This is a genomic window from Alteromonas nitratireducens, from assembly GCF_040812025.1.
Classification (GTDB): Bacteria; Pseudomonadota; Gammaproteobacteria; order Enterobacterales; family Alteromonadaceae; genus Alteromonas; species Alteromonas nitratireducens.
This window is the reverse complement of the sequence record NZ_JBFNPK010000031.1, coordinates 1-13,804: the sequence shown is the minus strand read 5'-3', so window position 1 is coordinate 13,804 and position 13,804 is coordinate 1. Positions and strand designations below refer to the sequence as shown.

The 13,804-nt window shown below is 50.2% G+C and carries 13 protein-coding genes; 7 read left to right on the top strand and 6 right to left on the bottom strand.

Going from position 1 to position 13,804, the window contains the following annotated elements:
• Positions 1 to 126: 126 nt before the first annotated feature.
• From galU to AB1N33_RS16365, 6 genes are all read right to left on the bottom strand, one after another.
• Positions 127 to 1,017: a UTP--glucose-1-phosphate uridylyltransferase GalU gene (gene galU, locus AB1N33_RS16390; protein WP_411272644.1), complete on the bottom strand. Its 891-nt coding sequence runs from the start codon at positions 1,015 to 1,017 to the stop codon at positions 127 to 129.
• A complete protein-coding gene (locus tag AB1N33_RS16385; RefSeq protein ID WP_411272643.1) occupies positions 1,017 to 2,360 on the bottom strand; it encodes a UDP-glucose dehydrogenase family protein in 1,344 nt (447 codons plus the stop codon). The genes galU and AB1N33_RS16385 overlap by 1 nt, the downstream gene beginning before the upstream one ends.
• Positions 2,361 to 2,473: 113 nt before the next feature.
• The gene (locus AB1N33_RS16380) at positions 2,474 to 3,334 is read right to left on the bottom strand and encodes a glycosyltransferase family 2 protein (protein ID WP_411272642.1); all 861 of its coding nucleotides are present in this window, start codon (positions 3,332 to 3,334) and stop codon (positions 2,474 to 2,476) included.
• The gene (locus tag AB1N33_RS16375; protein ID WP_411272641.1) at positions 3,331 to 4,218 is read right to left on the bottom strand and encodes a glycosyltransferase; all 888 of its coding nucleotides are present in this window, start codon (positions 4,216 to 4,218) and stop codon (positions 3,331 to 3,333) included. The genes AB1N33_RS16380 and AB1N33_RS16375 overlap by 4 nt, the downstream gene beginning before the upstream one ends.
• 89 nt (positions 4,219 to 4,307) lie before the next feature.
• Positions 4,308 to 5,378: a UDP-N-acetylglucosamine--undecaprenyl-phosphate N-acetylglucosaminephosphotransferase gene (wecA, locus tag AB1N33_RS16370; protein ID WP_411272640.1), complete on the bottom strand. Its 1,071-nt coding sequence runs from the start codon at positions 5,376 to 5,378 to the stop codon at positions 4,308 to 4,310.
• A 409-nt stretch (positions 5,379 to 5,787) separates the two neighbouring features.
• Complete coding sequence (locus AB1N33_RS16365) at positions 5,788 to 6,066, bottom strand: hypothetical protein (protein WP_411272639.1); 279 nt, start codon at positions 6,064 to 6,066, stop codon at positions 5,788 to 5,790.
• A 65-nt stretch (positions 6,067 to 6,131) separates the two neighbouring features.
• On the opposite strand from AB1N33_RS16365, the gene AB1N33_RS16360 reads away from it, so the two are divergent.
• From AB1N33_RS16360 to galE, 7 genes are all read left to right on the top strand, one after another.
• Positions 6,132 to 7,943 carry a polysaccharide biosynthesis/export family protein gene (locus AB1N33_RS16360; protein WP_411272646.1) on the top strand — a complete coding sequence of 604 codons (1,812 nt, stop codon included), beginning with the start codon at positions 6,132 to 6,134 and terminating at the stop codon, positions 7,941 to 7,943.
• 4 nt (positions 7,944 to 7,947) lie between these two features.
• Positions 7,948 to 8,727 (top strand): ABC transporter permease, encoded by a 780-nt coding sequence (locus tag AB1N33_RS16355; protein ID WP_411272638.1) that lies wholly within the window; start codon positions 7,948 to 7,950, stop codon positions 8,725 to 8,727.
• Positions 8,724 to 9,374: an ABC transporter ATP-binding protein gene (locus tag AB1N33_RS16350; RefSeq protein ID WP_411272637.1), complete on the top strand. Its 651-nt coding sequence runs from the start codon at positions 8,724 to 8,726 to the stop codon at positions 9,372 to 9,374. The genes AB1N33_RS16355 and AB1N33_RS16350 overlap by 4 nt, the downstream gene beginning before the upstream one ends.
• Positions 9,375 to 9,404: 30 nt before the next feature.
• Positions 9,405 to 10,523 (top strand): KpsE/RkpR family capsule polysaccharide export protein, encoded by a 1,119-nt coding sequence (locus AB1N33_RS16345; protein WP_411272636.1) that lies wholly within the window; start codon positions 9,405 to 9,407, stop codon positions 10,521 to 10,523.
• A gap of 202 nt (positions 10,524 to 10,725) precedes the next feature.
• Positions 10,726 to 12,246 carry a peptide MFS transporter gene (locus AB1N33_RS16340; RefSeq protein WP_411272645.1) on the top strand — a complete coding sequence of 507 codons (1,521 nt, stop codon included), beginning with the start codon at positions 10,726 to 10,728 and terminating at the stop codon, positions 12,244 to 12,246.
• Positions 12,247 to 12,329: 83 nt separating this feature from the next.
• Positions 12,330 to 12,629 carry a DUF6170 family protein gene (locus AB1N33_RS16335; protein ID WP_411272635.1) on the top strand — a complete coding sequence of 100 codons (300 nt, stop codon included), beginning with the start codon at positions 12,330 to 12,332 and terminating at the stop codon, positions 12,627 to 12,629.
• Complete coding sequence (gene galE, locus AB1N33_RS16330; protein ID WP_411272634.1) at positions 12,626 to 13,645, top strand: UDP-glucose 4-epimerase GalE; 1,020 nt, start codon at positions 12,626 to 12,628, stop codon at positions 13,643 to 13,645. Before AB1N33_RS16335 ends, galE begins: the two co-directional genes overlap by 4 nt.
• The last annotated feature ends 159 nt before the right edge of the window (positions 13,646 to 13,804 follow it).

The window sequence follows — 13,804 nt, the reverse complement described above, 5'->3', positions numbered from 1 at the left end:
TCTGTCGCGATTTATAATGAGAAAAGGCCGCATCTGGCCCTAAAATACAAAACGCCCGATGAAGTTCACCGGGCGCTTTAAACTGAAATAAGTGTCAACTTATATCAGGACTAGTCATTGACTAGTTTATACCAGTGAGGCGAGGTACGCCTTGAAGTCATCAGCCAGTTGCGGATGACGCAGTGCATATTCCACGTTGGCTTTCATGTACCCCAGCTTGCTGCCACAGTCATGGCTTTTGCCTTTCATGTAATACGCATCGACCTGCTCAATTTTCATCAACGCATCAATGGCGTCAGTCAGCTGAATTTCGCCGCCCGCACCCGGTGGGGTATACTCCAGCAAATCCCAGATTTCTTCAGACAGGACATAGCGGCCTACAATTGCCAGGTCTGATGGCGCCTCATCCAGCGGCGGCTTTTCCACCATCTTATGGATCTTCGCAGATTCACCGGGTTTAATCGTTCTGCCGTCCAAATCGACAATACCAAATTTGCTGATCTGTTCGGTCGGCACCTGCTCCACCATAACCTGACTAACCCGACTGGTGTTAAAGCGTGCCACCATCTCGGCAAGGTTATCTTTTTTCGGGTTGCTGGCTGCATCATCAATAATCACATCAGGCAACACTACCGCAAACGGTGAATCACCAACCAGTGGACGCGCGCACAAAATGGCATGTCCCAGGCCACTGGCGACCCCTTGTCGCACGTGCATGATCGTCACATCTTTTGGAATGATAGCCTGCACTTCTTCAAGCAACTGTCGCTTCACCCGCTTTTCGAGCGTTGCTTCAAGCTCAAATGACGTATCAAAGTGGTTTTCGATACTGTTTTTACTGGCATGGGTAACCAGAATGATTTCTTTCAATCCGGCTGCTACACACTCACTTACAACGTACTGAATCAAGGGTTTGTCGACAACCGGCAACATTTCCTTTGGAATGGCTTTGGTAGCCGGCAGCATACGTGTACCCAGTCCGGCTACAGGAATGACTGCTTTTTTTACCTGGCTCATTATTTGTGTCCTTGTACTGATAAACCACGACCTATTGCGTAATAATGCAAACCATATTCCAACATCCTGTCTGGCTCGTAAAGGTTTCGACCATCAAAGATTAACGGTTCACGCAATGTCTTTCTTATAAATTCAAAATCCGGTGCACGAAACGACTGCCATTCTGTACAAATCACGAGAAAATCAGCACCATTCAATGCCGCCTCTTTAGTTCCAAGCAATTTGAGATCGGCACGGTTACCGTAGATACGCTGGGCTTCTTCCATGGCCTGAGGATCAAACGCCTGGATGCTTGCTCCGGCATCCCAGAGCTGTTCCATCAGTACCCGACTGGAGGCCTCGCGCATATCGTCGGTATTCGGTTTAAAGGCGAGTCCCCATAACGCAACGGTTTTACCCCGAATATCGCCGTTAAAGTGGCGCTGAATGTAGCTGAACAGTTTTTGTTTTTGCTCGCGATTCACGGCTTCCACTGACTCGAGGATCCGTGTCTGATAACCAACCGCATTTGCACTACGAATGAGCGCCTGCACATCTTTGGGGAAACACGAGCCGCCATAGCCACACCCCGGATAGATAAACTGATAGCCGATTCGCGGATCTGAGCCGATCCCTTTGCGCACATTTTCGACATCTGCACCAAAATGTTCTGCCAGATTGGCAATTTCGTTCATAAAACTGATTTTCGTTGCCAGCATGCAGTTTGCAGCATATTTGGTCAGCTCAGCGCTGCGAATATCCATTACGATGATTTTGTCGCGATTGCGGTTAAACGGCATGTACAGCTCGCGCAGTTTATCCTCGGCATATTCACTGTCGGTACCAATGATGATCCTGTCAGGGCGCATACAGTCAGCGACTGCCGCCCCTTCTTTCAGAAACTCTGGGTTTGACACCACATCAAAAGACACCGCCTTGCCCAGGGCATCGAGTATTTCCGTCACTTTATTTCTGACCTTATCCGACGTCCCGACCGGTACCGTGGATTTTGTGACGATAATGGTTGGCTCACGCATGTAGGTTGCAACGGTCTCTGCAACATTCAGAACGTGCTGAAGGTCTGCCGAACCATCCTCATCAGGCGGGGTACCGACTGCGATAAAAATCAATTGTCCGTGTTCAACGCCAGCTTTACCGTCAGTCACAAAGGTCAGACGTCCCGCTTCCTGATTAGAGAGGATGAGCGGACTCAGGCCTGGTTCATAAATCGGAACAATACCCCTTTTCAGGTCGGCAACCCGCTTTTCGTTAACATCGACACACACCACATCATGACCGACTTCCGCCAGCACGGCTGCCTGCACAAGGCCAACGTAACCTGCACCAAATACTGTAATTTTCACACTTTTCCCACTTCTTCTTCGACGTAGTGACCCGCTTTACGCCAGTCGCTGCCTGTTATGTAATGCCAGGGGACACTAGCAACATGCAATGAAAGGAATATGACAATCCTGCATTATTCCGTCAACTTACCAGACCGTTTGCAGCAGCCGTCAACAAAGCCTTTTCGCATCAACACCCCACGCTGTTTGCCGTTCTCCATAAACCAGCGATTGGCCAGGTAACGCAGCGGAAGCGCAAGGAAATTCCGGACTTTCCAGTAGGTCGGAACGTAGCCACGACGGGACAACAGCAGCACATTTCTCACCTGGTAATAGAGCCTGACGGGTGCGCCCACTTTGAATATTACGCCACACAGCCTGATCCGCGCGTCGCCCTGCCGATGGGGCATCACCACATCCTTAGCCTGAAACAGGGAAAACCCCTGGTGACGGGCGCGCCAACACCACTCGTGGTCAACACCATCAATAAACAGCGACTCTTCTTTACCGCCAATGCGGGAATAGGCCGCCGCAGACAACAGCATACCAGAGGCAATTAACTGCTTAGCATTAACGAGGGTTTCACTGACTGCTTTGTGCCGGTTGACTTTCGGCACCACCAGCTTGTCTGAGAAACTGCAATGAACGGTCGGACCGATAGCGGCGACAGGCTCCCCGGCAGATTCGAGCACTCGAAAGTGTGACGCCAGCTTTTCAATATCACTGCACGCCAGTTTACTGTCCTGATCCAGGATCAAAACGTAGCGACATCCAAGCGACAATAATGCCTCGATGCCCTGATTCTGCGCGCGCGCAATACCTGCATTGTCCGGATTGTGGAGGTATTGGGAATACGTGAGTTCTGTCAGATTAAACGGTGCCGGGGAATTATCCACCAGTACCACGGGCAAGCCTGCATTAGAATACGCCTGCACCAGCCCCCTGATATGCGCTTCGTCGGGGTGATACAGAATTATCACGATACCCAGTTTCAATGCTTTATAAACCTTTCCAGAAAATGCCGATCAACGCGATACGCCAGTTTTACAATTTTGGCAGGCATCATACGTAAACCCAGTACTGCACAGGCGTAGCACAGATTAAACAGTGTGGTCCGTCGTAATGCGCGCATCGCGTGCACCCTGGCCCGGAATTCGTTCAGCGACTTACTCAGCCCGCGACGTTTGTAAAAATCGTTGACCCGGCGAAAGCGCAGTAACTTGTCTTTCAGGTTCCGAAAGACATAGCCTTTCTTTGCCATTGATATCCACAAAAAATAGTCCTGCGTATTCTTCAGATCCGCATCGTAGCGGATGCCGTCATAAAACACCTGATAGCGAATCGCGACAGTAGGATGATTGAGCGTACATCGGCGCGGCAGAAGGTGCGTTATCTGCTTGTGCGAGGCAGGCATAACACGTGCCCCCACCTGTTTACCGTTTTCATTAAACTCAACCAGCGCCGAGCCCAGAACAGAGATATTTTTGTGCTTATTCAGATAGCCCGTCTGACGCTCAAGTCGGTTAGGCGCTGACTCATCATCAGCATCCATGCGAAAAAAATAGGCCGGTGACAGGGACATGCCCCACTCTATCGCGTGATTCATCGACTGCGCCAAACCGACATTCCTGTCATTTTGTGCCAGCACCAGTCGTTCGTCGGTAAACGCCAGGTCTTTCAACAGGTTAACAAATTTGGCCGGGACCTCACCGTCGAGAATAACAAAGAAGACAAAATCGCGGTAAGTCTGATTAAGAATACTTGAAATAGCCTGCTCGACCCACTCGAGGCGATCGCCATGATACACCGCCATGGCAACAACGGATTCGACCGTCGGAGAAGTGAAGTGGTTATGTAGAATGGTATACTGCTTGTCCAAGCGTCCCGCCAGGTTACGATGTTATGTAAATCAATCTGATAACGTTAGCAAAAATGCGAGGAAAAGTCTGTAGTCTGCCGTCTGACAGACTACGAACTGAACTGTTTGACGCGCTTGATGAAGCGAATAAAGCTCCAGATATTCTGGATGACATAACTGTAAACCACCAGCAGAGCGAGGAACCCGTAAAACATCACTGATTCCGGCACCTGATAAACCTCACCGAGCACACCCACCAGACAGTAACACGCGCCCATACAAAGAATAGCCAGCAGTGACTGGCGTGAGGTCAGTCCGGCACGCATAAAAATATTGTGCAGGTGTTTGCGGTCAGGGCGCAGTACTGATTGCCCTTTGCGCGCACGACGGTACATGATTGCAGCCATGTCCATCAGTGGTAAACCAATCAGCCATACCGCGGTTATCGGTCTGAATGCCGCTGTCGCACCCTGGGTGTGATCAACCAGCAGCCATACAATCGTCAGACCGACAAACATGCTTCCGGCGTCGCCCATGAAGATCTTATTACCTTTAAACCCTTTCCAACTGAGATTAAACGCCAGAAACGGAACAATGGCAGCAACAATAATGAGCGGCTCCATAATGGCTGCACCGTTGCCGCTTGCCACCAGAAAACCTACCACGGTGAGCAGAACAATGAGACTCATGCCGCCCGCCAGACCATCAATACCATCAATCATGTTAAAGGCATTAATGACCCCGACGACACACACGATGGTAAAGAAATACCCGGACAAATCGAGGTACAGCGCGCCGGTTCCGAAGATGTCACCCAGTGACGTTATGTAATTTTGTGCACTCCACGCCATGATTGACGCAACACCGAACTGGCATAATAAGCGGCCTTTCGCGCTCAGCTCAAAACGGTCGTCGAGCATCCCCAGCAAAACAATAAACGCCGATGCTGTGAAAAACAGCGGGTTGTTTTTCATCCATACGTCGGTGGCCACGCTGGCTACCAGCACGGCCATAAAGATCGCAACGCCGCCAGTCAGCGGGACAATGCCATTATGTCGTTTACGCACACTGGGCTGATCTACCAGTCCAAACTGGTGTGCCAGTGGCGTCATGACAATAAGCAGAATCAGCGCGACAAAGAACGCAGTAAAAAGTGGTACAAATTGCAAATAATCTAACATTCTTCGTGTGATCCCTTGCCACTTTACTCCAACCCCGCAGATAAACCCGCAGGAAGTGACGTTACAATTTTAAGATCTGCGTTGTTGCAAATCCGGTCCTGTAGTAAATGTTTGTGCTGAAGAACGCGGCATGTGTTATGCCTTTATCATATGTAGACGCTACAAACCGCCACATATGATAATAAACATTCATATAGGTGACTACCCAATATGCTAAAAAAACTCACCCATCTGGTCGATAAACCATCGAACTGTGTTTTTTTGAGCATTTTCTGGGCGTTCAGTTAGTATCAGCATCGGTCTCATGCTCATGTTTTTTTAATTTGTTGTGTTATCCTAGCGCCAATTTGAGAAACGGATTGAATCATCGATGAATCATCACTTTGTTCCCGCAAGCGGATTACTCGGGTTACTTCTCATCGTAAGCGGTTGCACCAGCCTGCCCAAACAGGCTAATGCTGATATTCCCCTCGTCCATGAGACGCTTATCCACCCTACCGGCAACCATGATGCAAAAAGCAATCCAGATATCAGAATTACGGACAATGTTGTCCTTGTCGATCAACAACGTTTTCTGGTTGTTGGTCACTATCTGTCGGCCAGCGGCAAGCAATGCCAACGCGTAAAGCCGGAAAGTAACCGTGTTGGCGACAATACGCTGAAAGCGCTTTGCCAGGAAAACGGTCACTGGCGCGCCCTTCCACCTCTTGTCTCATCGTCCGACAGTACGGAGGTTCAGCCATGAAGACAGTGATGCGGATGCTCAGCATTGGTGCAATGCTTGTAATGTTTAGCAGTTCAAACGTATTTGCGCAAAGTCTTGAACAGTTGCAACAACTTCGTCAGCAGGCGCAGAACCAGTCCGGCAATGACGGCAGCGCCGCCGCGATGGGGAAAGTGTCGCCAATTAACGTCGATACAAACCGCACGTTACCGTCCTCAGGAAACCGCAGCAGCGCACAGGGGCAATACTCCGTGCAGCCACGTCGCGGCACATCACTGCCGGGAGAGCCATCGATAGAGACTGTCTTTCCTTTACAGGAAGCGATGGATAATCCGCCTTTCGCGGCGAATCTGTTTATCGGCGGCTTTGAATCTGAACGTATCGATGGGTTGAATGACAGTTACCTGATTGCGCCAGGCGATAAAATTTCTATCTGGCTGTGGGGCGCTGTCAGCTATTCTGATGTTGTTACCGTTGATAACCAGGGTAATATTTTTATCCCGAACATCGGGCCCATCAAAGTCGCGAACACACCAGCAGGCGCAGTGAACCAGACAGTGAGCAGTAAGATTCGTCAGGTCTATACCAGCGACGTGAATATTTATGTCAATTTGCTCACTTCAACGCCCGTATCGGTCTTCGTGTCGGGGCCGGTGTTACGTCCCGGTCAGTATGCCGGTCTGGCTTCTGACAGCGTGCTGTATTATCTCAAGCGTGCCGGCGGTATCGATTTTACCCGTGGCAGCTTCAGACAAATTGATGTAATACGTGATAGTCAGGTGGTTGCCACCGCCGACCTGTATATGTTCTTACGTGACGGCGTGCTGCCTGACGTGTCCTTCAAAGACGGGGATATCATTCTTGTGCGGCCGATTGGCAACACCATTGTTGTTGAAACGGGCGCCCGTAACAGCTTCACCTTCGAGTTTTCAGATGAAGAACTGCGGGGTGAAACCGTTAATTATTTCGCCCGCCCGGGTGAGTTCATGAGTCACGTGTCGGTTGCCGGTATTCGCAACAACACACAGTTTGCCCGCTACCTGACCGTATCTGATTTCAACGGTCTTATGCTGCAACCTGGCGACACGGTCGAGTACGTCAACGACCATGAGCCACAGATTTACAGAATCAACATTAAAGGCGCGCATGCCGGCGCATCCCAGGTGATGGTTGACAAAGGCACCCGTCTGCTCGACGTGCTTGACCATATTGCGGTTGATCCAGACCTGGCGGATATCAACAATGTCTTTCTGACCCGTGAAAGTGTGGCAGCAAAACAAAAAGAGATCATCGATCAGGCACTCCAGCGCCTTGAGCGAAGTGTATTTACTGCTCCCATCAGCTCAAGCGGTGAAGGCAGTATCCGGGCCCAGGAGGCCGAGCTGGTAACCGATTTTGTTGCACGGGCACGTCAGATTGAGCCGGTAGGCCGCGTTGTGGTATCCGAAAATGGCAAGGTCGCGAACATCCTGCTGGAGCCAAACGATACCATTGTGATCCCTGAAGTCTCTGATCTCATACACGTCGGGGGTGAAGTACTGATGCCACAGGCTGTGGTTTACAACCCCGATGCAACGACCGAGGACTACGTTGCCTGGGCGGGCGGCTTCACGCAGCGTGCCGATGATGAGCGTGTATTGATCATCAGAAAAAATGGCAATGTGGAGTTTGACAACGTGGATGGCGGAAACTGGCTGACCGCCGGCAATAGCACACACATTGAACCGGGCGATCAGGTTGTCGTCATGCCTGCCATCGACACCAAGACACTGCAGGCCGTGAAAGACATTACACAAATCATTTATCAGATTGCCATCGCGGCGAACGTAGTGACCCGTTAGTCCGATGACACAGCTACGACAACAACTTTACGCCTGGCGGAGCGTCATTTTTGCGCTCTACCTGCGTGAGTTGCAAAGTAAATTCAATGACAAATTTGGTACCAGTTGGGCTTTTATAGAACCGTTTCTGTTTATCATGCTGCTGTCGTTTATTCGTGGCCGTATCAGCGGCGGCGATGTGCATACCGTGCCCATTTTTATCTTTATGATGATTGGGCTGGTCGGTCTGCGTTTCTTAACGGAAACCTTAACAGCAGTATCCCGATCGGTTAAGAAGAATAAACCGCTTTATGCATTCCGTCAGGTTCAGCCCATGTCTGCTATTCTGACATCGGGCTTTCTCGAGCTCTCTATCAAAGTGGCAGTCATCGGACTTCTGGCGCTCAGTGTCTACCTGATGGACCAGACGTTTGACATGTTCGACCCGCTGTTACTGATAACCCTGTTTGTTATTCTCTGGATTTTCGCCATTTCATTGGGGATCTTGTTTGCTGTTGCAGAGGCGTTCGTACCTGAAGTAAACAAACTCAAAGCATTTATGATGCGGCCGCTGATGTTTATTTCCTGCGTCTTTTTCTCGTTGCAGGACATTCCTCAGGAATACTGGTATTTGTTTACCTGGAACCCGCTGGTGCACTTCCTGGAACTCGGGCGCTACGCCTGTTTTGAATCCTACGGCCATGACGGGGTGAGTATGAACTATATCCTGACTATCAGTACGGGGTTCCTGTTTTTTGCGCTGGCGGTTTACCACATAAGTTGGAAAAAGGTGCTGGCACGATGATTCGGCTCAACAAGGTTACCAAGAGCTATCCCAGCAAGCTCGGTCCACAATATGTGTTCAAAAACCTGAGTTTCGATTTCCCGACAGAAAAGAACGTGGCGATCCTTGGCAGAAACGGCTCGGGTAAATCAACCCTGTTCCGTTTGCTTGCGAAAAGTGAATATCCGGATCGCGGGCAGATCCTGACCGATAAATCGATATCCTGGCCGGTCGCACTTAAAACCGGGATCCACCCGCAAATGACCGGCCGCGAAAACACCCGTTTTATTGGCCGAATCAACAACGTTGCTTCGTTGCCAGAGTATGAAAAAAAAGTGCAGGCATTCGCTGAACTCGGACGTCGCTTTGATCTTCCGGTAAAAAATTATTCCTCGGGGATGCGCGCCAAACTGGTGTTTGCCTGTTGTATGAACATCGACTTCGACATTTACCTTATTGACGAAGCCACCTCCGTGGGTGACCCGCAATTTCGTAAAAAGGCACGCGCCACACTCAAGAAAAAAAGCCAGACTGCCGGCGTGATTATGGTTAGTCACGAACTGGATCAGGTCAGAGAGTTCTGTACCTCAGCGGTAGTTCTGAAAGAAGGACGGCTAACCTATTACGCCGACCTCGAAGAAGGTATTGCTGCTTACACCGCTGATTAAGCCGGGTAACGAAAGGACTAGAAAGCCAACATGATTGAAAAAACACTGTCACAACTTTCCCGAATTATGAAAAAGCAAAAGCGACTGATCATCGCTGCGCCCTGGTTGCTTTACGCAGCCTACCTGATCCTGCTGGCTTCCCCTCAGTATGAGAGTCAGAGCCAGCTGATTGTTAAATCCAGTAACGGTGGCAGCTCGTTTGACCCCTCTTCGCTGATGTTATCCAGTATCGGCGCGTCTTCCGGTAGTAATGAAAGTCAGCTGGTCGATGCCTATATACGCTCTGCCGACATGCTTAACCACCTGGAGGAGACGCTTTCGCTACGCGAGCACTACCGTTCTGATGAGGCTGACTTTTTTAGTGCCCTGTCACCCTTTAACAGCCGTGAAGACTTTCTCGACTACTATCTCGACCACATTGAAGTCACGGTCAACGCCGCCTCATCGGTAATCACGCTGAAAACCCGCGGCTTTAACCCGGAAATGGCCCAAAAGATTAACCAGACTATTGTTGAGAAAGCAGAAGGTTTTATCAACAACATTAATAATGATCTGGCAAAGTCAAAACTCACCTTTGCCAAAAGTGAACATGACATCGTTGAGCAAAAATTGCAGCAGGCGAAAACCGACCTGCTTGAGTTTCAGGCAAAATACAATGTGCTCGATCCTACCGCGGAAGGAGCAGCATTTCAGCAAATCGCGTTCTCTCTTGAGGCCACGCTGGCACAAAAGCGCGCAGAACTTAATACCATTGGCACGATGATGTCATCCACAGCGCCAGAGGTCGTTAACCTTAAGCGCCAGATCACGGCACTTGAGTCACAAATTCAGGAGCAAAAAGCCCGAATCAGTGAGATGAATAAAAATGGTGGTGAATTGTCGGTCAGCGAACTGATGGCACAATACAGCAACCTTAAAGTGCAACTGGAACTGGCTATACAGGCATACTCCTCGTCGTTGATCACACTGGAAAATACACGGGTGGAAACCTATCAGAAACTGCAACACCTGGTAACCATCGAGTCACCTACACTGCCTGATAGCAGCCAGTACCCTAAAGTGATTTACAACCTGACGCTTTTTGGCGTCATTCTGCTGGTGCTGTACGGCATCATCCGCATAATCATTGCGACAATCAAAGAGTTATAAGTACGCGGGCTGACGTTAGCGTCAGCCCTGCCTGACACATTTGGCGGTCAACAATCGACCATCCCTTGTGTCGCCGCTGACTCTTTAGTATAACGACGTGTCTACATAGCCTTACCGCTAATGGAACACGTAAGAAGAAAGCGGGGCTTCACGCCGTTAACGCTTCAAAAAACATAATAATCTACGGAATCTCATTGTGACTATGAAATCATCTAACGACGCCAGCTTCTTCGGCCATCCTGGTGGCTTGCGAACGCTGTTTTTTACTGAAATGTGGGAACGCATGAGCTACTACGGCATGCGTGCTCTGCTTGTTCTTTTCATGACCGCAAGTCTGCAACAGGAAGGTCTGGCTTTCACGGTCGCCACTGCTGGCGCGATCTACGGCTTGTATACCGGCGCGGTGTATTTCCTTGGTCTACCGGGTGGCTGGCTCGCTGACCGCCTGATGGGCGGCAAAAAGGCGGTCTGGTACGGTGGCTTAATTATCTTTTCCGGTCACGTAGTACTTGCCATCGATTTGCAGAACTTGTTCTTTGTCGGCCTGATTCTGGTTGCCAGCGGTACGGGTCTGCTGAAACCAAACATTTCCGCCATGGTCGGCCAGCAGTACAGTGACGATGACGGACGCCGTGACAGTGGCTATGCCTTGTATTACATGGGTATCAACATTGGCTCGCTCATCGCCTACCTGGTTACCGGTTACCTGCAGGAAAACTGGGGGTGGCACTACGCCTTTGGCGCGGCGGCTGTGGGCATGGCGATTGGTCTGATTCAGTATTACTTTACCAGTCACTCGCTGTCTGGTGATTCGGTTGAACCCGCCAATGCCTTCGTTGGCCCGGCACGTAAGAAAGCCTGGATGGGAGTTATCGCTGTGGTCGCTGTGGCAGTGTTCGTCACCATTCTGGCGCACACCGGTGCCATTATTATTGACCCGGTATCACTGGCTCAACAGGTCGCAGTTTTCTTCACAATTATCTTCTTTGCGTATTTTGGCTTTATTTACTTTAAAGGCAAGCTGACCGACAACGAGAAAAAGCGCATGTGGGCGCTGCTGCTTGTATGCTTTGCCTCGGCCTGTTTCTGGTCAGGTTTTGAACAGGCCGGCTCGTCGCTGAACCTGTTTGCTCAGGATTACACTGACAGACTGTTGTCAGATGGCGCACTGCTCACCTCATGGTTTGGCATGGCATCCATCCCGACCGTGTGGTTCCAGTTATCTAACTCGCTGTTTATCATTATTCTGTCGCCATTTTTTGCGGCGCTCTGGATTAACCTGTCAAAACGCATGATTGACCCCTCCTATACGCTTAAATGCGCCGTGGGCCTTGTCATCATGGCAACCGGATTCCTGGTGATGTTTATGGCATCTCAGTATGCCGCACAGGGTCTGAAAGTGGCGCCAATGTGGCTGGTCACTACCTACTTCCTGCACACCGTTGGTGAGTTGTGCTTAAGCCCGGTTGCCCTGAGCGCGGTAAGTAAACTGTCACCCAAGCGGTTCGCCGGTCAGATGATGGGTGTGTTCGTACTGACCTACTCTATCGGCAACATTATCGCAGGCCTGCTGTCTGGAAATTTCGACCCGGAGAATGTTCAGGAAATGCCTAACATGTACCTGCAGATTGCATTGTTCAGTATCGCTATCGGTATTGTTATCGCCCTGCTCAGCCTGAAATCACGGTTCTGGGAAAAAGCCGGGATCCAGGCAAAGTCGTAAGCAGTTTTATCTGCCAGCGCAATCACCTACAATAACCGCCGACACAGACATGTTCGGCGGTTTTTTTTTATTAAAGGCACGGTATGGCTTTTTATTTTTTTTCACGCAATATCCCCGCGCTTAAGGGGCTGTCTATTCAGGAACGCATGACGCGGCTTGATGCCGCTGCCGGGCAAATGTCCACACCAGAGAAAACACTGCTCAATGTGTTGAAGCTTCTGGTGATTGTTCCTGTGTTTGCACTGATACTTCGCACCGCAACCGACTGGACGTCGCTGCTGTGGGCGCTGTTGGTTTTTCTGCTTTACCCATTACTGGTTAAGCCTTTACAGTATTCTATCTGTGCAAAATATTTACCGACCGTTCACAAGGATCCGCAATGAAATCAATTCTGGTAACCGGTGGTGCCGGCTATATTGGTAGTCACACGGTTTTGCAACTGCTCGAAGAAGATTACCACGTTGTGGTGCTTGATAACCTGTCAAACTCTAGTCCCGAGTCGCTTCGCCGGGTGGAAGCACTGACCGGCAAACCCGTCACCTTTGTTCAGGGCGACATCCGCGATGCGGCTGTGCTGGATGATATTTTCAGCGAGCACGCCGTAGACGCTGTTATTCATTTCGCCGGCTTAAAGGCCGTAGGCGAGTCCGTTGCCAAACCGCTCGAATACTACGAGAACAATGTTTATGGCACCCTGACGCTTTGTAAGGCCATGCGCAAACATGCCGTTAAGAATCTTGTCTTCAGCTCATCTGCAACGGTTTACGGCGATCCGGCCAAACTGCCGCTCTGTGAAGACATGGAGACCGGCACGCCAACCAATCCGTATGGTATGTCCAAGCTGATGGTTGAGCACGTCCTCAGCGACTTATATAAGTCAGATGATGCGTGGAACATTGTGATCCTGCGCTATTTCAATCCGGTGGGTGCACACCCTTCAGGCCGTATTGGTGAAGACCCCAACGGGATCCCCAATAATCTTATGCCTTATATTTCTCAGGTGGCCACCGGTAAGCTCGAAAAGCTCAGTGTATTTGGCGACGATTACCCCACACATGATGGTACAGGGGTGCGGGATTACATCCATGTAGAAGACCTGGCCAATGGTCACCTCAAAGCCATTGAACGCCTGTCACTGAATATGGGACTGGATATTTACAACCTTGGCACAGGTCAGGGATATTCCGTGCTGGACATGGTCAAAGCGTTCGAAGCCGCTTCTGGTAAAAGCATACCTTACACTATCGCTCCGCGACGCGCCGGGGATGTTGCCAGCTGCTATGCAGACCCGACGCTGGCAGCACAGGAGCTTAACTGGCATGCAGTGAAAGGCCTTGAAGCAATGTGCAAAGATACCTGGCACTGGCAATCCAATAACCCGGCAGGCTATCCCAAGTAATAAAAAAGCCCCGTAAAAACGGGGCTTTTTTTGTTCTGTCTGACCCGTCCTAAATAAAGTTGACACTTTCCAGCTTCTTTTTGGAGAGTGTAATGAATACAAGTACTAAACGAACTCAGCGGGATTATTCACTGGCCTTTAAACTGGCGGTTGTCGACC